Source organism: Streptococcus oralis ATCC 49296 (genome assembly GCF_000185265.1).
GTDB lineage: Bacteria > Bacillota > Bacilli > Lactobacillales > Streptococcaceae > Streptococcus > Streptococcus oralis_BC.
The window spans coordinates 587,701-607,916 of sequence record NZ_GL622183.1 but is presented as its reverse complement, the minus strand read 5'-3'; the positions used below and the strand labels follow the sequence as shown (position 1 = coordinate 607,916).

General features: G+C 41.5%; 18 protein-coding genes. 4 read left to right on the top strand and 14 right to left on the bottom strand.

Annotated features, from left to right (window positions below; genetic code table 11):
* Positions 1-4: 4 nt before the first annotated feature.
* Both mutS and argR read right to left on the bottom strand, forming a co-directional pair.
* Positions 5-2,539 carry a DNA mismatch repair protein MutS gene (gene mutS, locus HMPREF8578_RS05220; RefSeq protein ID WP_000963659.1) on the bottom strand — a complete coding sequence of 845 codons (2,535 nt, stop codon included), beginning with the start codon at positions 2,537-2,539 and terminating at the stop codon, positions 5-7.
* A 50-nt stretch (positions 2,540-2,589) separates the two neighbouring features.
* Positions 2,590-3,036: an arginine repressor gene (argR, locus tag HMPREF8578_RS05215; protein WP_001231483.1), complete on the bottom strand. Its 447-nt coding sequence runs from the start codon at positions 3,034-3,036 to the stop codon at positions 2,590-2,592.
* Positions 3,037-3,190: 154 nt separating this feature from the next.
* Here argR and argS point away from each other — a divergent pair, with 154 nt between their 5' ends.
* From argS to HMPREF8578_RS05200, 3 genes are all read left to right on the top strand, one after another.
* Positions 3,191-4,882, top strand: a complete 1,692-nt coding sequence (gene argS, locus HMPREF8578_RS05210; RefSeq protein WP_001092732.1) for an arginine--tRNA ligase — start codon at positions 3,191-3,193, stop codon at positions 4,880-4,882.
* Between the two features lie 258 nt (positions 4,883-5,140).
* Positions 5,141-5,386 (top strand): hypothetical protein, encoded by a 246-nt coding sequence (locus HMPREF8578_RS05205; RefSeq protein WP_000084865.1) that lies wholly within the window; start codon positions 5,141-5,143, stop codon positions 5,384-5,386.
* A gap of 253 nt (positions 5,387-5,639) precedes the next feature.
* Positions 5,640-6,848 (top strand): NRAMP family divalent metal transporter, encoded by a 1,209-nt coding sequence (locus HMPREF8578_RS05200; RefSeq protein WP_002892871.1) that lies wholly within the window; start codon positions 5,640-5,642, stop codon positions 6,846-6,848.
* 80 nt (positions 6,849-6,928) lie between these two features.
* Here the strand turns inward: HMPREF8578_RS05200 and nrdI are convergent, their stop codons facing one another.
* The 5 genes from nrdI to HMPREF8578_RS05175 all read right to left on the bottom strand — a co-directional run bounded on the left by nrdI (position 6,929) and on the right by HMPREF8578_RS05175 (position 11,628).
* Positions 6,929-7,399: a class Ib ribonucleoside-diphosphate reductase assembly flavoprotein NrdI gene (gene nrdI, locus HMPREF8578_RS05195; RefSeq protein WP_000724234.1), complete on the bottom strand. Its 471-nt coding sequence runs from the start codon at positions 7,397-7,399 to the stop codon at positions 6,929-6,931.
* Between the two features lie 76 nt (positions 7,400-7,475).
* Complete coding sequence (locus HMPREF8578_RS05190) at positions 7,476-8,009, bottom strand: ABC transporter permease (RefSeq protein WP_000740037.1); 534 nt, start codon at positions 8,007-8,009, stop codon at positions 7,476-7,478.
* 58 nt (positions 8,010-8,067) lie between these two features.
* On the bottom strand, positions 8,068-9,354 hold the full coding sequence (locus tag HMPREF8578_RS05185) for a response regulator transcription factor (protein ID WP_000278905.1): 1,287 nt from the start codon (positions 9,352-9,354) through the stop codon (positions 8,068-8,070).
* Between the two features lie 11 nt (positions 9,355-9,365).
* On the bottom strand, positions 9,366-11,036 hold the full coding sequence (locus HMPREF8578_RS05180; protein ID WP_002892866.1) for a sensor histidine kinase: 1,671 nt from the start codon (positions 11,034-11,036) through the stop codon (positions 9,366-9,368).
* Complete coding sequence (locus HMPREF8578_RS05175) at positions 11,014-11,628, bottom strand: YesL family protein (protein WP_000514467.1); 615 nt, start codon at positions 11,626-11,628, stop codon at positions 11,014-11,016. The genes HMPREF8578_RS05180 and HMPREF8578_RS05175 overlap by 23 nt, the downstream gene beginning before the upstream one ends.
* 133 nt (positions 11,629-11,761) lie before the next feature.
* On the opposite strand from HMPREF8578_RS05175, the gene HMPREF8578_RS05170 reads away from it, so the two are divergent.
* Positions 11,762-12,331, top strand: coding sequence for an MptD family putative ECF transporter S component (locus tag HMPREF8578_RS05170; RefSeq protein ID WP_000739515.1), 570 nt, complete (start codon positions 11,762-11,764; stop codon positions 12,329-12,331).
* 174 nt (positions 12,332-12,505) lie between these two features.
* Here the strand turns inward: HMPREF8578_RS05170 and dltD are convergent, their stop codons facing one another.
* The 7 genes from dltD to HMPREF8578_RS05135 all read right to left on the bottom strand — a co-directional run bounded on the left by dltD (position 12,506) and on the right by HMPREF8578_RS05135 (position 20,131).
* Positions 12,506-13,678, bottom strand: a complete 1,173-nt coding sequence (gene dltD / locus HMPREF8578_RS05165; RefSeq protein WP_000593516.1) for a D-alanyl-lipoteichoic acid biosynthesis protein DltD — start codon at positions 13,676-13,678, stop codon at positions 12,506-12,508.
* A 47-nt stretch (positions 13,679-13,725) separates the two neighbouring features.
* Complete coding sequence (gene dltB, locus HMPREF8578_RS05160; protein ID WP_001105741.1) at positions 13,726-14,880, bottom strand: D-alanyl-lipoteichoic acid biosynthesis protein DltB; 1,155 nt, start codon at positions 14,878-14,880, stop codon at positions 13,726-13,728.
* A gap of 159 nt (positions 14,881-15,039) precedes the next feature.
* The gene (locus HMPREF8578_RS05155) at positions 15,040-15,732 is read right to left on the bottom strand and encodes a methionine ABC transporter permease (protein ID WP_000444640.1); all 693 of its coding nucleotides are present in this window, start codon (positions 15,730-15,732) and stop codon (positions 15,040-15,042) included.
* A 1-nt stretch (position 15,733) separates the two neighbouring features.
* On the bottom strand, positions 15,734-16,795 hold the full coding sequence (locus HMPREF8578_RS05150; protein WP_000085695.1) for a methionine ABC transporter ATP-binding protein: 1,062 nt from the start codon (positions 16,793-16,795) through the stop codon (positions 15,734-15,736).
* Complete coding sequence (locus HMPREF8578_RS05145) at positions 16,788-18,161, bottom strand: M20 family metallopeptidase (RefSeq protein ID WP_000231779.1); 1,374 nt, start codon at positions 18,159-18,161, stop codon at positions 16,788-16,790. Before HMPREF8578_RS05145 ends, HMPREF8578_RS05150 begins: the two co-directional genes overlap by 8 nt.
* A 118-nt stretch (positions 18,162-18,279) precedes the next feature.
* Positions 18,280-19,134, bottom strand: coding sequence for a MetQ/NlpA family ABC transporter substrate-binding protein (locus tag HMPREF8578_RS05140; protein ID WP_000694527.1), 855 nt, complete (start codon positions 19,132-19,134; stop codon positions 18,280-18,282).
* A 154-nt stretch (positions 19,135-19,288) separates the two neighbouring features.
* Complete coding sequence (locus tag HMPREF8578_RS05135; RefSeq protein ID WP_000724966.1) at positions 19,289-20,131, bottom strand: amino acid ABC transporter substrate-binding protein; 843 nt, start codon at positions 20,129-20,131, stop codon at positions 19,289-19,291.
* Positions 20,132-20,216 lie beyond the last annotated feature (85 nt).

Genomic DNA, 20,216 nt, shown 5'->3' with positions numbered 1-20,216 from the left:
CTTTTTATAATTTTTGTTTGAGCTCAACCAAGACATTCATAGCCTGCATAGGTGTCATATTGTACACATCCAGTTTAGCTAATTCTGCTAGGATAGGATGCTCTGCAGGCGCGTCAAAGAGTGACATCTGTTCAGTAACAGCACTTGTTTGTCTCATTGGAGCAGGACTTTCCGTCCCTTGATTCTCCAGTTGAGTCAATATCTTATCCGCCCTTGCTAAAAGTTCTTCTGGTAAACCAGCAATCTTAGCAACGTGGATACCGTAGGATTTGTCAGCTGGTCCTGGTTCGATCTTGTGAAGGAAGGTGACCTGCCCATTCTGCTCCAAGGTTGCCACATGGACATTAACCAAGTGTTCCAAACTGGACTCCAGACTGGTCAACTCATGGTAGTGGGTCGCAAAGAGGGTCTTGGCTCCGATATGTTCATGAATGTATTCGATGATGGACTGGGCCAGAGCCATCCCGTCATAAGTTGCCGTTCCCCGTCCCAATTCATCGAAGAGAATCAAGGAGTCCTTGGTCGCATGCGAAATGGCATTGTTGGCCTCCATCATCTCCACCATAAAGGTTGATTGACCTGAAACCAAGTCATCTGCTGCTCCGATACGGGTAAAGATAGCATCGAAGATAGGCAAATGCGCACTTTCTGCCGGCACATACGAGCCTAGCTGGGCCATAACCGCCGTCATAGCTAGCTGGCGCATGTAGGTTGACTTCCCACTCATGTTGGGCCCTGTAATTAGCTGAATACTGGTATCTTCTGCCATCTGGATACTGTTTGGAATGTAGGTCTGAGCTCCCATGACCTTTTCGACGACAGCATGGCGTCCCTTTTGGATATCGATTTGTGAATCATCCCCAAACTCAGGTCGGATCAAATGCTGTGTTTCAGCCACAACTGCGAGACTTTGCAAGACATCAACCGTTGCAATTCCTTGGGCTAGAGCCTGCAAACGCTGGATGTACTTGCTGACTTCCTCACGGATGCGCATAAAGATTTCATACTCTAGGTTGGCTGACTTCTCACGCGCCTCCAGCATATCTCCCTCGATACGGGCCAATTCCTCAGTCCCAAAGCGTTCCGAGTTTTTCAGCGTTGCCTTGCGGAAAAAGTGGGCTGGCACATTTCCCAGTTGCGAATTAGTCACATGGAAATAGTAGCCGTCCTTTTTATTGTAGTCAATCTTAAGCGTGCTGATGCCAGAGTTTTCCCGCTCCTTAGCCTCAATCTCAGCAATCCAGCTAGTCCCTTCTCTGAGCACACGACGGTACTTGTCTAAGGTCTCATCAAATCCTGTACGGATAATGCCACCTTCCGTAATCACATGAGGAGCTTCAGGAGCAATGGCAGCACTAATCAAGCTCTCTAACTCTGGAATGGCATCTAACTGTTTGATAAGATAGGCCAGGGCAGGTTGCTCCATGCCTTCTAAAATCGCACGAATCCGTGGTACACTGGATAAGGTGGTCGCCAATTGCAAGAGATCCTTGGGATTGGTCTTGCCAAAAGAAACCCGACTAGCCAAACGTTCGATATCATAAACACCCTTGAGACTGTCCGTTAAATCACTACGCTCAAAGAAATGGTCAAGAAAGACCTGCACCACCTCTTGACGTTGGATGATTCGTTCCTTATCAATCAAGGGACGATGAATCCAAGAACGCAAGAGACGCATACCCATAGCCGTTTTGGTTTCATCCAAAAGCCAGAAAAGACTCCCTTGCTTCTTACCTGAACGGGCATTCTCAACCAAATCCAGACTAGCCTTGGTCGCATAATCCATCTGCAAGAAATCTTTGATTTCATAGCGAATAACTGGTTTGAGGTGGTTCAATTCCCGCATCTGGGTCCGATGAACATACTGGAGGAGCTTACTAGCTGCTGCTTGCTCCACAGCTGCCAGTCGTGGATCCAGTAAATGAATATCCTCAAAGCCTTCCTTCTCATAGGAAAGCAACAAATTCATCTGACGACTGAGGATTTGTTCTTCTTCCTCAGACAAGTCATAACCCAGCACCACTTCTCGCGCCTTGAGGTTACGGATTTCCCCACAAACGAGAGTGAAATCCAATAAACCTGTCACATAAAAATCACCTGTCACCAGATCCATATAAGCCAGACCAAACTGATTGCCATCACGATCTAAGGCAACCAAGAAATTATTCTGACTATCCGGCTTACTGCTATCAACGACCGTTCCAGGTGTGATGACCTGGACCACCTCTCGCTTGACAACACCAACCGCTTGTTTGGGATCTTCCATCTGTTCTGCAATGGCAACTTTATAGCCCTGCTCAATCAGAACATCGATGTACTGCTGGGCAGAATGATAGGGGACACCCGCCATGGGTATCGGATTTTCTGCATTTTTATTCCGACTCGTTAAGGAAATTTCTAAAATCTGTGCTGCATTAATTGCATCTTCATAGAACAACTCGTAAAAATCACCCATCCGAAAAAGCAAAAAAGCATCTGGGTATTGTTTCTTAATATCCACATACTGTTGCATGCCGGGTGATAGCTTTTCTATTGCCATTTTCCGTCTCTCCTTGCTAAAAATAAGTCTTGAGAGCAACTCCCAAGACCTTATTTATCTTTCATCAAATCTAGCAAACGATCTTCCATCAGCTTGGCAACGTGCTGGTCTCGACAAATAACCAATAAGGTATTAGCACCAGCAACCGTTCCTAAAATCCATTCATCCTTGTTTGCATCTACAATGTTTGCTAAGACTGCAGCTTCCCCAAGTTTGGTATGAAGTACCAAGGTGAACTCAGCTCTTGCAACTCCTTCTAAATGATGAGACAAAAACTCAACTAAATCAATCTTATCTGTCTCATTTGCTAGTACATAATACACCATATCATTTTTCTTAACCTTGGTCAAGCCGATTTCACGCAAATCACGCGACAAAGTCGTTTGTGTCACATAAACATTACGAGCTTCTAAACGATCTTGAATCTCTTTTTGTGTCCCAAGTTTTTCTTCGGTGATCATCTTTTTAATCAATTGATGCCGTTCTCTTTTTCTCATATTATCCTCTTAAGTGAATATTTATAACAAGTTTTACATTTATTTTATAACTATATTATACCAAAAAAACTAGATAATTCAAAAAAATTCTTTTCTTTCTCAAAAAATGTAGTAAATTGTGTTAAAATAGTAAAAAAGCCCAAAAGGAGCCCTTATGAATACAAAAGAATTGATTGCTAGCGAGTTGGCTAGCGTCATTGATAGCCTGGATCAAGAGGCTATTTTAAATTTACTGGAAACACCTAAAAACTCAGAAATGGGAGACATCGCCTTCCCTGCCTTTTCTCTAGCAAAGGTCGAGCGTAAAGCTCCTCAAATGATTGCAACAGATATTGCTGAAAAAATCAATAGTCAAGCCTTTGAAAAGGTTGTCGCAACAGGACCTTACGTCAACTTTTTCCTTGATAAATCTGCTATTTCGGCTCAGGTATTACAGGATGTTATCACTGAAAAAGAGCACTATGCCGACCAAACCATTGGCAAACAAGAAAATATCGTTATCGACATGTCTAGTCCTAATATCGCTAAACCATTTTCTATTGGTCACCTGCGCTCAACGGTTATCGGAGATAGCTTGTCACATATTTTCCAAAAAATCGGCTATCAAACGGTCAAGGTCAACCATTTGGGAGACTGGGGCAAACAGTTTGGAATGTTAATCGTTGCCTACAAGAAATGGGGAAATGAGGAAGCCGTTAAAGCGCATCCAATCGATGAACTTCTTAAACTCTACGTTCGCATCAATGCTGAAGCTGAAAAAGACCCTAGCTTGGATGAAGAAGCACGCGAATGGTTCCGCAAACTGGAGAATGGAGACGAGGAAGCCCTCGCTCTCTGGCAATGGTTCCGTGATGAAAGTTTAGTGGAATTCAACCGCCTTTACAATGAACTGCAAGTCGAATTTGACAGCTACAACGGAGAAGCCTTCTACAACGATAAGATGGATGCTGTTGTAGATATTTTCGCTGAAAAAGGACTTCTTGTTGAGTCAGAAGGGGCTCAAGTTGTCAATCTTGAGAAATATGGAATTGAACATCCAGCCCTTATCAAAAAATCTGATGGTGCAACTCTCTATATCACACGTGACTTGGCTGCAGCCCTCTACCGTAAAAAGGAATACCAATTTGCAAAATCCATCTATGTTGTTGGTCAAGAGCAATCTGCCCACTTCAAACAACTCAAGGCAGTACTACAAGAGATGGGCTACGATTGGAGCCAAGACATTGTCCATGTTCCGTTTGGATTGGTAACAAAAGAAGGGAAAAAACTCTCTACTCGTAAAGGAAATGTCATCTTACTAGAGCCTACTATTGCAGAGGCTGTTAGTCGTGCCAAGGCCCAAATCGAAGCGAAAAATCCTGAGTTAGAAAATAAAGACCAGGTTGCCCACGCTGTTGGAGTTGGGGCTATCAAGTTCTATGATCTTAAGACCGACCGTACAAATGGATATGACTTCGACCTTGAAGCTATGGTATCCTTTGAAGGAGAAACTGGACCTTACGTTCAATACGCCTACGCTCGTATCCAATCTATCTTGCGCAAAGCCGATTTCAAACCAGATACAGCTAGCAACTATAGCCTGAATGATGCTGAAAGCTGGGAAATCATCAAGCTCATCCAAGACTTCCCACGTATTATCAATCGTGCAGCAGATAACTTTGAACCTTCTATCATTGCGAAATTTGCGATTGGTTTGGCTCAAGCATTTAACAAATATTATGCACATACACGTATCCTAGATGAAAGTCCTGAGCGCGACAGTCGTCTGGCCCTCAGCTACGCAACCGCAGTCGTCCTCAAAGAAGCTCTTCGTTTGCTCGGAGTAGAAGCGCCGGAGAAGATGTGATTCAGTACTAACAATTGGAACTAAAGTTCCTAATTGTTAGACGCTAGCCGCTATATGCGGACTAGCTAACTGCTTCACTAATTCACCTAACCAAATAATATCGATTTGGTTAGGCTCATGTCGTAATCTTTTAAATTACTTGAAAGCAATCTGAAAGATTGAGGCAAAATAACATTTATATTTTGTTCGGCCTTGCAGCTGTTCAATGAAATAATTTATTCACTTTTACTATTTCTTTATCACACTGGGAGATTCCTTATGAGCCAATATGCTTATATCCTCGTTGTACTTAGCTTGGTTTTCCTTTTTCTGCTCAATAAGTACGAGAAGGAAAGACTTCAAAGACTCTACCAAGAGCAACTCTTGAAGGACGAGACATTTAGGTCTGACATCAAAGAGAAAATTCACACGACTGAAAATATCAATGATGTCATTGCACATATCAATAAAACTTACCATCTGGGAATGTTGCTCTCAAAAGACGTTACAGATCAATTGAAATAATCAAAATCCGAGAAGCTTTCTTCTCGGACTTTTTTAGCCTTAACTATATTCTCCTTGGAGAAATTTCATCAGTACATGTAAAGTTTTCTGTAATTTTCTATATTTTTTCAAAATATTCTTGCATTTCCTTTAAGTTTTTTGTAGAATAGTAGCTATCTATTCAGATTATTCTGAAAATTCAAAAATAGGAGTGTTTATTATGTCACAAGTTACGTTATCAAATTAGTCAACCTGGGCAAGCAAACTAAAGGCAATGGGGCCAGGAATCCTAATGGCTTCTGCCGCCGTTGGAGGTTCTCATATCGTATCCTCCACTCAAGCTGGTGGTTCTTATGGTTGGTCACTACTCCTCTTGGTTATCTTGGCCAATGTTTTTAAATATCCATTTTTCCGTTTTGGTGCCGAATATACTGCCGACACTGGCAAGACCTTGGTAGAAGGCTACGCCGAAAAAGGGAAACTCTATCTCTGGATTTTCTTTGTCCTCAATGTCTTCTCTGCTATGGTTAATACAGCTGGAGTCGCTATCCTTTGCTCAGCTATCATCGCTAGCGCCTTCCCAATGATTGGTCTTAGTATCACTCAATGGTCCCTTATCCTTGTTGCAGTCATTTGGGCCATGCTACTCTTTGGTGGCTATAAACTATTGGATGGTATGGCAAAATGGATCATGTCTGCTTTGACCATTGCAACAGTTCTTGCAGTTATCATTGCAGCAATTAAGCATCCAGAATACAGCTCTGATTTTGTCGAAAAGACACCTTGGCAAATGGCGGCCCTCCCTTTCATCGTTTCCCTCTTAGGATGGATGCCTGCTCCTATTGAAATTTCAGCCATCAATTCACTCTGGTCTGCTGAAAAGAAAAAGACTGTCAACTTTAATACAGAGGACGCCCTTTTCGACTTTAACATTGGTTACATTGGAACTGCTATCCTAGCTGTATTCTTCGTGGCACTAGGAGCGCTTATTCAGTATCCTACAGGACAAGCAGTTGAAGCCGCTTCAGCCAAGTACATTTCTCAGTTTGTGGGTATGTATGCCTCTGTTCTTGGAGAATGGTCTCGTTATTTGATTACCTTTATCGCCTTTCTCTGTATCTTTGGAACGGTCATCACCGTTATCGATGGCTACTCTCGTGTCAATCAGGAATCGCTACGACTCTTGATTCGTCAAAAAGAGGATACTCGCAAATCTTTGAACATCTGGATGACCATTACCGCTATCATTGGTATCGTCATCATCAAGTTCTTTGCTGGACAAGTTTCCACCATGCTTCGCTTTGCCATGATCGGTTCTTTCCTGACAACACCATTCTTCGCTCTCTTGAACTATGTATTGGTGACACGTGAGAATAAAAATCTTCCTTCTTGGCTAAAACTCCTCGCTATCGCAGGATTGATTTTCCTCTTTGGCTTTGCTATTTTCTTTATCTATGCACTTGCCATCGGAAAAGCAGGATAGTTTACAAAATGGCACCCTTACAGGGTGCTTTTTGCATACTCAAAGGCAGTTGAAAATCTCAGCTGCCCCTCAGTACTACTTTATTTTTCTGTTTCTAACTCATACAAATCCGCAATAATTGCTGCGACTTTTTTAATATCTCCCAGCATACCACGCATTTCAAAGTCTGCTAGGACCGGGAAGCCAAAGCGCTGGCTATACTGCTTGGCTGTCAGGCAGTATTGATTGTTAAAATTGCGATTACCAGATCCCACTACCCCAAAACACTTACTAGCATTGTCTCCATAGGCGATAAAATCACCCACTGGAGTTGTCAGAATCTCAACATCGCCGTTGTCGACCCCATTCCCACCTTCTAAATAGGTGGGTAAAAAGGCGACATAAGGATGATCCATCTCAAAGAAATCTTTCCCTTCCTTGACCAAATCCTTGATATGGATCTTTTGGACCTCAATTCCTTCGTGCTGGGACAAGAGATAGTCCTTAAGTCGGGTTACAAAACTCTCTGTATTTCCGCTCAAACTGATATAAACTAAGGATATTTTTTTCATATTGACCTCGATTTTTATTTTTGGATAGTAAAAGAACTACCAAGATTGTAACTTGATAGTTCTCTTTTGTCAATACTTAGGCAACTTCCTCTGCTCCGGCTTCTTCAGCCAAATCTTTTTGTTGGCGCCACATCTTGTAAAAGACTAAGGCTAAAAAGAGAACATTGATAATGATGAACAAAATATTCGTTCCTTGTGCTAATGCTCCCATTCCTAAGCCGAGAGTAGTATCTTTGATTAATTGAACCGCATCTTGAACGTTCATATAGCTATAAACCAAACCAACAATCGCTAGTAGAACATAGCCAATATAAGCATAGTTTGCGAATTGCACATTTTTACGTAGGAGAAATACAAAGGCTACTACAACTAGAATTGCAGATAAGACAATCAACAACGTATTAAAAATAGAGTGTGATGACGCTGTTACTTGGTAAGTATAGTTGACTGTGTCTTCTAATTGCTGGGCAGTAAGCGTCCCGCTATTCGCCAGGCTCGCACGAAGCACATCTTTACTTGGCAATGGACTCAAGATTCCAAATAATGACATAGATGAAATGAGGGCTGATAGGACTAACAAGACCCAAAGATAAATAGGATTCTTTTTCATGTTTTCCTCCATAAGATATTTTGAACATTATAGCATTTTTTGTACAGGAATACAACTTTTACAAGCTGGTTTCAACTTGTTTCCGATAAGCTTTCGGTGATTTTCCGCACAATTTACGGAAAACCTTATAGAAATATCCAACATTACTATAGCCAACTGCATAGCAAATATCTTCGATACTATCACTGGTCGAAAGTAAGAGTTGCTGCGCTGCCTTAATTCGCTGTTTATTGAGCAATTCCGCAAAGGTTGAGTTGGTTTCCCTCTTGATCAGCTGACCGAGATAGACAGGATTGATAAAGAGATCCTTGCTAATATCCTTAAGTGAGAGCTCTTTCTGATAATCACGCCCAATCACCTCCAGAACGCTCACCACATTTTCATTCATGCGGTACTGGCCAAAGAACTTGGTCAAGGTTTCTTTGATATAGGCAACCAATTCTTCAAAGGTGTTAATGGCATGGATAGCTTTGACTATCTCGGTCATATCATCTGCTTTTAGGTGTTCAAACAAATGAAAGACATCCATGACAAACTGGGTGAAGAGCTGCTTCGTGATAGCCACGCGCGGGGTATTCTCCAAGACGACCTTCTCTAGCAAGGTTAATTCTTCGATGATTTGATTGATATTCCCTTGGATAATCACCCGATAAATCGGCTCGTAATAAGCAAACAAACTCTCGGATTTTTCTAGATTGACTGAACCGTAGAAAAGGGCTTTTTCAGCGTTAATCTTCCAATTCTCAAAGGACTGCTGGTAGGGTGCTTCAAATGGTGTCACGACGATGCCATCGAGCGGTTGATCAGAGATGAAAATCTGCCAGTCTTGCCCCAAAACATAGTAAGGAATGGTAAAAGAACCCTGCTTTTCCTTGGATAGACCAATCCACCAGCTGTCTTTACCTGACAGGTAGTTCGTAAATCCTGTCTCATCCAATTCTTGACTGAGGGTCTGACTTTGCTCCACCTTTTCCTGAAGCTGTTGCGCAATTTTTTCTAATAAATTGCCCAACTCCACCTTGTCTACTGGCTTGACCAGATAATCCACGACACTAAGGTTCATGGCTTTTTTAACGTACTCAAACTCCTGATAACCAGACAGCAAGATATAATAGGTATCTGGAAGTAGCTCTTTCATTTCCCTAATCATCTCAAGTCCGGTCTTATCTGGCATGTTGACATCGGAAATGACCACATCTACTGGATTTTTCTTAATATAGTCCAAAGCATCATCTGCGTGATTAGCTGTTGCGACGACTTGCATATCCCATTTTTCAAAGGGGATTAATCGCTTGAGCCCCTCTGTCACCATGTACTCATCGTCTACTAATAAAACTTTATACATTTCTACCCTTTCTATTCATCCTGGATGATGATATGGTAACGAACACCTTCTTGCTCAGCTGACTCTACACTGATTTGGTAGCGATCCCCAAAGTAGAGAACAAAGCGTTCGTGTACATTTACTATTCCAATTGATTGCCGCTCTCCACTATAGCTTGCTTCGTGTTCAAAACTTCGCTGAGTTAATTTTTCTTGCAAGGCAGCTAGTTTCTCAGCGGACATTCCCCGACCATTATCTACTACTAGGATTTCAACGAATCCTTGGCCCTTCAAGGCTTTGATACTGATGACATTATCTGTTCTGCGATGGTCAACACCATGGGCAAAGTAGTTTTCTACTAATGGTTGGAGTGTAAATTTTGGAATTCTCATTTCTTCCAATTCTGGTGCAATCTTGAAACCATAGGCAATGGATTTAGGATAACGCACCATACAGAGATAGCTATATTTTCGGCAAAATTCCAACTCCTGCTTCAAGGTCGTTTCCCGCTCGTCGGAGATATTGTTGCGTAACAAGCTACTAAATTCATAGATAATATCTGCCAGTTCATCCTGACTTTGCATGACGGCATACATCCGTAAAAACTCCAAAGTATTGTACATAAAGTGAGGATTGATTTGAGCCTGTAGGGCTCGCATATTGGCATCCTTTTGGCTGAGCTCTAGCTGATAGATATCGTGAATATTTTTTTCCAGGCGATCCAACATATCATTGGTTGTTTCTGCAATGAGAAGCAACTCTTGGTCTTTTTCAGAGGTATCGATTCGAAGGCCTTCTTCCCCTTGAGCAATCACCTCGATCGAATCTACTAGGTCTACGACCTGCTTTTGGTAATTTGAAAAAGTCTGTCTAAGGGTCACGTACAAAATAATGATAAAGAGAATACTTAGCCCAATAATGACAGCTGAACTCGTCAAAGTTCCTGTAAGAACAAAATTTTTAGGAACAGCAACTCGAACCTGATAACCGTGAGAGGTGACACCTACAAACCAGTTTTCTCGCTCGGCTGAGACCTTCTCCCCAATATGGAACATCTCAGTCTCAAAAGGCGAAGTTACTGTTACAGCCATTGGGATATGACCCCGAGTATTGTCAATAGCGCCATGTAAAACATCTGGGGATAGGGAGATATAGATCACTCCTAAATCCTTGTCAGACACAGGATCGGAAACAGGAATGGCAAAACTATTGGCTGTTGGCTTAAAATCCTCCGCAGGAATTTTCTCTCCACTGCGTTTTTCTCTAGTCGAAACATAGACTTCCTTGTAGTCCTGAAGAACAATAGCCACTCCAGTCACAAAATCATTCCGAACATAGAGGTCATCAATATTTTCATACAGGGAAACAGAGATATAAGGCGAAGTTTTACGCTCTAATTGCCAATAGAAATAGTCTGGTGTGCTGAGACTGAAATACTTGTAAATTCCTTCGATACGGGCCTGATTTTCAACCAAAGACTGAGCAAGTTGGGTTGACTCTCTGTGATAGTATTCCACTTCACTCACTGTCCGAGTGGTCACACGTTCTGCAACCCGTTGGGCCTCTTTCTCACGTGAATCCCAGTCAGCATACGATAGCATAATCGCAAAACTGGCAATGACCACGATCATGACCAAACTATAAATCCGTAAAAGAGAGTGAAGCCAAAACTGCTTCATTCTATTTTGTCGCCAATTTTTCATGGATACTTTCATAAATAGGTTCCAACATATCACTGATAAAGAAATGCCACATTCCAATTCCTACAAAAAAAAGCAAGGCAGGCATATAATAACCAACTCCTACAAGGAGAGCAGACCCGAGTAAAACCTTGGCAATCGCAGGTAAGCTCATAAAAATCCCTATAAGGGACAGTTTCAAGGTATTTTGGTAGGATAAATCAAAGTACACCTGAAGTTTCAAGGAAACAGTATAGGCTAGAAAGACAAGAGCAACTACAAGGACATTGAGAAAGGTCGCCAAGAGGTGGAAAATCGTCTGGTGGGGCAATTGAACTAGAAGGTATAAACCATAAACTAGGACAAGATCCACAAACACAAAACTATAGAAAGCCAGATTACTCTTGACAAAATTGCTCTTATACAATTCCCAAGCTTCCTTCAAATGGTAGGCTCGATAGGTATAACCATGCTCCCCATACAAACTCATAAGAGTTGCACTAGCTGGTGCCAAACCAAATACCACTCCTCCTGCTAGTGTTAATAGCCAGAAATAAGCCGTCGCCATCATTCCCAAAAAGATACGATTAAAGACGAATTCTAGAAATTTTCCCATGCTACTCTCCTTAAACTAACGATGTAACTATTATATCATATTTCAAGCGTTTTCAAAAATATAGAACTCCCATTTACAATCCTCAAAAAGCGTGATACAATTGGTTTTGTTAATTCGCATCAAGGAGATTCTCATGAAGAAAAATATCTTAACCACCCTCTTGGCCACCGTCCTCTACTTTCTCTGTGTAGGGATTGGAGTCTTCCTAGGACACCTGGTCGATCAAACAGGCAATATGTTCTACGCACCTGCCTTTTCTGCCCTTGTCGGCGGCAGTGTCTATATGCTTCTTTTGACGAAGGTCCCTCGTTTTGGCGCTATCACCACTCTAGGACTTTTTATGGCACTTTTCTTCCTAGCTAGCAAGCATGGCGCTGGTGCCTTTCTCCCAGGACTCGCTTGTGGTCTTGCAGCAGATGCCATCGCTCGTCTCGGAAACTACAAAGACCGAATCAAAAACACCCTCTCCTTCCTCGTCTTTGCTTTTAGCACAAGTGGCCCTATCTTCCTCATGTGGATCCGTCCCAAAGCTTACGTGGCTACCTTACTTGCGCGTGGGAAATCCCAAGAATACATTGACCGTATCATGGTCGCTCCAGAGTTGGACAAAATCCTTCTCTTTGTTTCAAGCATCCTCCTAGGTGCCTTGATTGGGGCTGTGGTTGGGCAATTTCTAAGTCAAAAAATAGCTGATAAACTATAAGGTAAAAGCCCTGAAGACTAGCAATGCCTAGCTCCAGGACCTTTTTGTATACAATCTTAAAATTCACTATAGATAAATTCTTGAATATTCGAAAAATCGGTCACAAAACAGTAGATCACGATACTCAAGATGACCGTATAGAAAAATAGTGTCCACAAGATTAATCGATGAGTGTTAGTTAGCTTGGTTTGCAAATTTGTAAAGTTCTTTTTCAACTTCCATCCATCCTTTCACTCCAACGTGCATCACGTCAAATAAAAAGTAATCATCATACTCTCTGTTTCCATAGTTTAATACGGTTACACCATGGCTTTTTGCGACATCTTCTATTTTTTTATAAGTTTTTTCTCGCATCTCTCTTGAGACACCAGTGTAGTCATTCCATTTCCCGTTTACTGGGAAAATAATAACCTCAACTTCAATGCCCAATTCTTTGGCAACTGTCAAGAAGAGTTCCATATCTGAATATTCTGGTGACTCCAGATAGCTCAAATCTTTATTAGAATCTCTCAATGATGCATAGCGATCTTTTAAGTAAGTATTGTAGTAGTTATTATCAACAGCATAGTCATTATTGTCTGTTTTCTTTTTGACCTCTTCCACAAACTGATCCGTCATCTTCTGCCAATCATAGTCTGGGGTTTTGTCTCCTAGTAAAGGATAATCTGATTTGGCATGTTTTTGATAAAAAGTCTGTTTGAGCTTAAAGGAATACATCGCGTTCTCAAACTCTAATAGTTTTTTATCAACAATGGTTCCTTTTCCATCTATGAAATAACTTTTGTATTTTTTGTAGATGTCATTTTGTTGCTTGTTCCCCTTGGTAATCTCGATAATGCGATTGATTAGTTTTTCTTTCGTTTCTTTACTAATCTTGTCATTATCTAGCATGTGAAAAATATGTTCCTGAGAAGCCTTGTTCAAAAAGGCATCTTGATGAGTCCCATCTTTTTCAAACCACTGAACAGACTCTACTATAGCTACTTTTCGCTTGCTCATAGATCCTTCAATAGAGGCTAAAGTAGAGGCTTGAATGATATTTTGAGAATAACTGGTCCCAATCTGCATGATATTAAAATCGTTGTAGTTAAAAATTTTATTTGGATGATAGTCCTCATTTATCGTCGCAACCAACTCTGAGGAACCCATTAGAACTAGTGTATTGGGGGTGATATTGCTTGTTATAATATCTCTACTTTTATACTTTTCATACGAGGTGCTATAACGAATACTGTTATCCTTGACTTTATAATAATCATCAAGCTTCTTGACATACGTCACATTTAAAAGGGCAAGCGTCGCAATTACGAGCACAAGCGATAGTAAAAATGCTTTTAATTTAATCATCTCGTTTTATCCTATCCCTTCAATCTGGCCGATTTCTTTTCAATCTCTTATCTCTTTAAAATCGTCAGTAAGATTTTATAGGGTTCACCTGAAAAGATAAAGAAACCAACCATAACCAAATTCATGGTCACAAACCAACTTAGTAGCTTATACCAGTTCTTGTTTTTATTTTTTTTATAAAAATTGCTTTTCTTTTGATACACTTCAAATCCAGCCATCAAGACACCATGGTAAAAACCATAAACAATATAGCTTACACTAAGACCATGCCAAAAACCCATGACCAACATATTGACCATATAGGCATAGGTTGCATTGTGTAGTCTATTTTTAAACCATTTTTTCCTGATAACCTGCATCAATACTCTTGAAAATACAAAATCTCTCAACCAGGTCGACAAGGTGATATGCCATCTGGTCCAGAAATCTTTGATATCGACACTCAAGAAAGGTTTGTTAAAGTTCATCGGTGTCTGAATACCTAGAATATTACTACTTCCAACGGCCATTAGACTATAGCCTGCAAAGTCAAAGAACAGATACAAGGTATAGAGGTACATATACTTGATTGAGTAAACGACTATGTCCGTATTATTTAGAGCGAGTAAAATCTGGTAAACATAGGTTGATAAAACAATCTTGTAAAGGAGGCCTAGAACGATACGATATACACCGTCCCCTGCTAACTCTAGATACTCTTTTCGGGGCATGACCTCGTTTATCTCTTTTAAAAATCTCCTACTCCGATCAATTGGACCAGCACTAACTGTTGGAAAAAAGAGCAAAAACTGTAGATAATCTTTTACAGTGATTTTTTCTTTGATTAAGCCATCCGATATTTCTAGCATGATCTGAATGGTCTTAAAGGACATGTAGGAAATTCCAATAAAGGCCAACAAATGCAGAGAAGTCAGAGCAAAGACTTTATTGATCACCAAAGGAAGAATGGAAAGGAAAACCAGTGGTTTCAGCCACTTTGCCTCTATCCGCTGTGCTAGAAAAACCAGATAATACTGGTAGACGATAAAGGCAAGCAAATAGACAATCATCGCTCGACTCTTACCATAGATAGCTCCTGCAAATAAGAGGGAGAGCGCCAAAATATAGTAGTCTTTACGTTTTTCAAAAAAATTTACCACAAAACCAATCAGTAAAACTACAAATAAGAGAAGGAAAAACTCATTCCCCTCGAAATAATTCATACCAGCCAAACTCCTTTACATTATCATCCCTTCTACAGCAAACTTTCTGATTTGCTAATTGGGGACCTTTGTTTATTATAGCATATTTCTAAAAAGAAGCTTTATCCTTCTTGCATTTCGGTGAGAAAACAAAAAGGAGTCGCGTTGAACTCCTTCCATTTATTTATGACTCAATTTCTTGGTCAAGAAATCTCCCAAGAACTGGATTGTAAAGATAATCAAAATGATAATAATGGTTGCCAAGATAGTCACATCGTGGTTGTAACGATTAAATCCATAGGCAATGGCTACGTTACCGATACCACCAGCACCAACCGCACCGGCCATAGCTGTTTCCCCAACAAGGGAAATCAAGGTCACAGTCGTCACACGAATCAAATCAGGAAGACCTTCTGATAGGTAAACACCCACGATGTCCCAGAAGGTCGCCCCGCTCGCTTGAGCAGCCTCAATAACACCGCCATCTAGTTCAGCCAAGACAACCTGTACCTGACGGGCAAAGAAGGCAAAGACTGCAAATGAAAGTGGCACAAGAGCTGCATTTGGCCCGATGCTCGTCTTCACAATCAAGTGAGAGAGTGGCGACATGATTGCCAAGAGGATGATAAATGGTACCGCACGGAAAATAGAGGTAATCTTGTCTAAAATCCAGAAGATAACCTTATTTTCCAAGACACCACCTGGCGCTGTCAAGACAAGGAAAAGACCTGCTACCAACCCCAAGAACCCTCCGATAATAAAGGAAAGAACTGTCATATAAAGAGTTAGGTAAATGGCTGTTCCCCAGCCTGCCTGACCAGCCCAGCCCATTTTATAGACATTTGGTAAATAGGTTTGAATCAATGATTCCATCTTACTGTCCTCCCTTCAATACTTTTAGCTGGACGCCAGCCTGACGGATGGCATCTTGAGCACCTGCTAGCGATACTTTTTCACCTGACAAGACCACAACCAATTCTCCAACAGGAGTACCATCGAGAATTTCGATATTTCCATAGAGGATATTAGCCGTTACTTGGTAATGTTTGTACAATTCATTCAAAAGTGGTTCGTCTGTCGAAGCCCCTGCATACTTGAGCTGCACTAAGATACTGTTCTCAGATAAGTGCTCTACGATTTCTTGCTTCTCAATCTTGACCATGGCTTCATCAATACCTGTAGCTGTTGAGATAAAGTCCTGGGTCAAAGGTTGTTTAGGGTCTGAGAAGATTTCAAGGACACTGCCCTCTTCAATCAAACGACCATCCTGCATAACTGCCACACGGTTGGCAATATCTTTGACAATCTGCATCTCATGCGTAATCAAGACAACCGTCAAACCTAATTTTTGGTTCAAATCTTGCAACAAGGACAAAATCTGCTTGGTTGTCTTAGGGTCAAGGGCAGAAGTTGACTCATCTGAAATCAAGATTTTTGGATCATTGGCCAAGGCACGCGCAATGGCAACACGCTGTTTTTGACCTCCAGATAGTTGTGAAGGGTAGTTTTCAGCACGATCCGCCAAGCCAACCAAGTCCAACAACTTAGCTACTTTAGCTTTCTTTTCTTCCTTGCTGAGTCCAGAATGTTTGAGGGCAAAGGCCACATTTTCCTCTGCTGTCTTTTGACTCATCAGGTTGAAATGCTGGAAAATCATCCCGATATCTTGACGTTTCCGACGTAACTGCTCTGCTGTCAGGGTCACTCTGCCGTTAAAAATAACATCGTTATCAATGGTAATTTTCCCAGCAGACGGCTTTTGCAAGAGGTTAATCACCCGTACAAGGGTTGATTTCCCTGCTCCAGAATATCCAACGATTCCGTAGATATCCCCTTCTTGGATGTGAATAGTCACATCCTTGACCGCTGTGATGGTTCTCTTCTTTTGGTGAAAAGTCACATCAATCTGATCTAACTTGATAATATCTCTACTCATAGCTTCTAATCAGCTCCTCTACTAATTCAATATGGGTGTAGTAATCGGCGATTCGCACGTTTTCATCTCCACCGTGGTCTCGGCTATTGGCATTCCCTAGACCAAAGGCAACCATGGGTACCTCTAGGGCATCAAAGACCGTATGCATCGGTCCTGTCCCCGCTGTGGTCGGCAAGACTGAAACGCCCTGTGGATAGAATTTCTTGGCTAACTCGATTACGTTGAGAATGGCTAGCGCACTCATATCGCTTCGATAGCTCATCTCTCCCAAGGTATAGTATAATTCTACCTTATCAAAGCCATTTTTGTCTAGCTGTTTCCGAATTTTTTCTAGAACATCATGCGGTTCTAAGCCAGGAACCAAACGAACTTCTAACTTGGCACTGGCTTCTGCTGGCAAAATCGTTTTAACCCCTTGCCCTTGATAACCTGACTGAATCCCTTCGATATTAAGGGCTGGCTCGAAAAAGAAACGTTTTAGGAAGGCTACACGATCCTCTTGTAAGAGAGGCAATTCCAAGCCATAAATGCGACTGATTTCCTCTGGATTGCGTTGGGCGTAGGTATCTACCAAGGCTAGTTCTCGTTCATTTGGCTCTTGAACATCCTCGTACAAGCCTTCTACCAAGATACGTCCATCAGCAGCTCGCAGACTACTTAAGGCCTGGATAAGATACCACGGCGCTGACTCCACGACACCACCATAACTCGAGTGGATATCCACATCAGCACTTTTCACCTTAGCATCAAAGGTTATAATTCCCTTGTTTCCGCCAGAGATTTCCAGCTGTTCCAAGGCGTTCTTGGTCCCTTGTTCCCAGACTAGCAAGTCCGCTCCACGAAGTTTGTCTGCGTGTTTCTCTAAATACTTATCTAGATCCATGGAAGCAGATTCCTCTGCCCCTTCCATGATAAAGCTGATATTGATAGGCAGGTCATCATGGTGTTGCATATACTTTCTCAGAGCACTCAAACGAGCCGTGATGTGGCCTTTGTCGTCGTCAACCCCACGTCCATACATAAAGCCATTTCGCACAGAAAGGGTAAACGGATCCTCTGTCCACACCTGGTCGCCATCCGCTGGCACGGTGTCATAGTGATTATAGAAGATCAAGGTCTTGGCATCCGGACGCGAACTCTTGAAATGCGCCATGACAAAGGGAGCCGTGTAGCTCTCATCAATCTCCACTTCAGCCCCCACACGCTTGAAAATCTCACCCAGATAGTTTGCGACTTCCTTGAGTCCAACCTGCTGGGCAAAAACTGATTTCTTGGAAATCAAGGTGCGCAAGACTTCAAAATAATGTTGGGCCACATGATCCTTCTCAAATTTTTCAATCTGCTCTTGTTCGCTAGGAAAAACCATTTTCTCTCTCTTTCTACTACGTACTTGTGTCCTCAGAACGACCACAAGTGCCTCTTTAAAATCAACTCTCTATACAAAAGCAAGAGGTGGAAACTCTCTCCCACCTCCCTGTGTCTTATTACCAAACTGGTTGGTCCAAACCGTCTGATGTTTCTTCGATAACTTTTTTCACTTCATCAGTGTGGTAAGCTGCGATAATTTTCTTGATGGCATCAGCCTTAGGTGATGATTCCCAATCTTTTTTCGCAACGATGATGTTGTACCATTGTTTTGAGTTTTCATCAGCTTGTTCTTTGAAGAGTGCTTTCTTGTAGTCCAATTTTGCTTCTGTAACGAAGGTATTGTTTACAACGGCAGCATCAACTGATGACAATGAACGAGCTGTTTGACTAGCGTCCAATTCAGTAATCTTCAAGTTCTTTGGATTTTCTGTGATATTAGCAACTGTTGCAAGGGCAGTTCCAGAAACATCCAATTTGATCAAACCAGCTGATTGAAGCAAGTAAAGTGCACGGCTTTCGTTTGTTGCATCGTTTGGTACGGCGATTTCACCGTTATCTGGGATTTCTTCCACTTTGGTGTACTTGTTTTCTTCCCCATTTTTACCTGAGTATAGGCGGATTGGTGAGATATATGTATCTGCAATCGCTACAAGGTCTTTCCCGTTTTCTTTGTTCCAGTTGTTCAAGAAGTTGTAGTGTTGGAAGGCGTTCAAGTCTACCTCGCCATCAGCAGTTGCCTTGTTTGGTTGAGAGTAGTCAGTGAACTCTGTGAATTCCAATTTAATTCCATCTTTTTCAACTAATTCTTGGATTTTATCCCAACGCGCTTCTTCAGAACCGCTACGGTTAACTGTTGCAATTTTGACAACTGTTTCGTTGTCTGCTTTCTTTTCTGAATTTCCGCAAGCTGCAAGAGCCAAACCTGCAACTGTAGCAAGAGCCGCTACACCGAGCCATTTTTTAATTTTCATAATTCTTTCTCCTTTAAAAATAATACCGTAATAGTATCTCATACTTTATTTGATTTAGCAAATTGTTATTAGATAGGCAGACATATAGTTTGAAACTATATACCTGAAAATTGAGAAATCATCCGTCTTTCTCAGACTGGATGATTTCATACGACTATTTAATATCAGCTTCTGCTGGGAGGTAAGTATCTCCGAAGAACTGTTTAGACAATTTTTCAAGAGTTCCGTCTTTGTAGAGTTCTTGGATACGTTTGTCTACAAATGATTTCAACTCATCTTGACCTTTAGCAAGAAGTGGGTAAACGTAAGGTTGTTGGTCGCTTGGAAGTTCAATGACTTTCAAGTTGTCCAAACCCTGGTTCTTGATAACTGTTTCAACACCAATCTTATCAAAGATCTTGTAGTCAAACTGACCATCGCTCAAACGAGACATGATTTGTTGGAAATCAGCCTTGGTATAGTTAAGAATCGTTGGATTGTCAGCGTGTTGTTTGTTATAATCTTCTAGCTGTTTAGCTGATGTTGTCCCTTGAACAACCTCAGTAGACTTGCCTCCGATATCATCAAGTGATTTGATGCTGTCGTCGTCTTTCTTCACAACGAGAACGTTAGGGTTTTTAGCAGTTGGCGCTGCATAAAGGTACTTTTCAGCACGTTCTTTGGTATAGCTGATATTGTTCACAGCCATTTGATAACGGTCGCTATCAAGACCTGCAAAGACACCTGACCACTCTGTCTTTTCAAACTTGACATCGTATTTGTCAGAGTCTTTAAAGATAGCACGGACTACTTCAATCTCATAACCAGTCAACTCACCATTTTCTTCGTAGTTAAATGGTTTTGGTGAAGCATTGGTTGCAACGATGATTTCTTTCTTACCAGATGCTGCTTCGCTAGTTGCAGTATCTTTCTTATCTCCACCTGAGCAAGCTGCTAGTACACCTGCGGCAACAAGCCCTAGAGCAGCCAGAGATGAATATTTGACGATTTTTTTCATGTCATTTCCTCCAAAATAGAATACTTTACTATCTTAACAGAAAATATTTTTTTTCGCCATTATATGATATCTATCTCGGTGATAG

Bases quoted from the DNA above. Each gene is read 5' to 3' on its own strand.
- mutS (WP_000963659.1), bottom strand. From the start codon at position 2,539: ATGGCAATAGAAAAGCTATCACCCGGCATGCAACAGTATGTGGATATT.
- argR (WP_001231483.1), bottom strand. From the start codon at position 3,036: ATGAGAAAAAGAGAACGGCATCAATTGATTAAAAAGATGATCACCGAA.
- argS (WP_001092732.1), top strand. From the start codon at position 3,191: ATGAATACAAAAGAATTGATTGCTAGCGAGTTGGCTAGCGTCATTGAT.
- HMPREF8578_RS05205 (WP_000084865.1), top strand. From the start codon at position 5,141: ATGAGCCAATATGCTTATATCCTCGTTGTACTTAGCTTGGTTTTCCTT.
- HMPREF8578_RS05200 (WP_002892871.1), top strand. From the start codon at position 5,640: ATGGGGCCAGGAATCCTAATGGCTTCTGCCGCCGTTGGAGGTTCTCAT.
- nrdI (WP_000724234.1), bottom strand. From the start codon at position 7,399: ATGAAAAAAATATCCTTAGTTTATATCAGTTTGAGCGGAAATACAGAG.
- HMPREF8578_RS05190 (WP_000740037.1), bottom strand. From the start codon at position 8,009: ATGAAAAAGAATCCTATTTATCTTTGGGTCTTGTTAGTCCTATCAGCC.
- HMPREF8578_RS05185 (WP_000278905.1), bottom strand. From the start codon at position 9,354: ATGTATAAAGTTTTATTAGTAGACGATGAGTACATGGTGACAGAGGGG.
- HMPREF8578_RS05180 (WP_002892866.1), bottom strand. From the start codon at position 11,036: ATGAAAAATTGGCGACAAAATAGAATGAAGCAGTTTTGGCTTCACTCT.
- HMPREF8578_RS05175 (WP_000514467.1), bottom strand. From the start codon at position 11,628: ATGGGAAAATTTCTAGAATTCGTCTTTAATCGTATCTTTTTGGGAATG.
- HMPREF8578_RS05170 (WP_000739515.1), top strand. From the start codon at position 11,762: ATGAAGAAAAATATCTTAACCACCCTCTTGGCCACCGTCCTCTACTTT.
- dltD (WP_000593516.1), bottom strand. From the start codon at position 13,678: ATGATTAAATTAAAAGCATTTTTACTATCGCTTGTGCTCGTAATTGCG.
- dltB (WP_001105741.1), bottom strand. From the start codon at position 14,880: ATGAATTATTTCGAGGGGAATGAGTTTTTCCTTCTCTTATTTGTAGTT.
- HMPREF8578_RS05155 (WP_000444640.1), bottom strand. From the start codon at position 15,732: ATGGAATCATTGATTCAAACCTATTTACCAAATGTCTATAAAATGGGC.
- HMPREF8578_RS05150 (WP_000085695.1), bottom strand. From the start codon at position 16,795: ATGAGTAGAGATATTATCAAGTTAGATCAGATTGATGTGACTTTTCAC.
- HMPREF8578_RS05145 (WP_000231779.1), bottom strand. From the start codon at position 18,161: ATGGTTTTTCCTAGCGAACAAGAGCAGATTGAAAAATTTGAGAAGGAT.
- HMPREF8578_RS05140 (WP_000694527.1), bottom strand. From the start codon at position 19,134: ATGAAAATTAAAAAATGGCTCGGTGTAGCGGCTCTTGCTACAGTTGCA.
- HMPREF8578_RS05135 (WP_000724966.1), bottom strand. From the start codon at position 20,131: ATGAAAAAAATCGTCAAATATTCATCTCTGGCTGCTCTAGGGCTTGTT.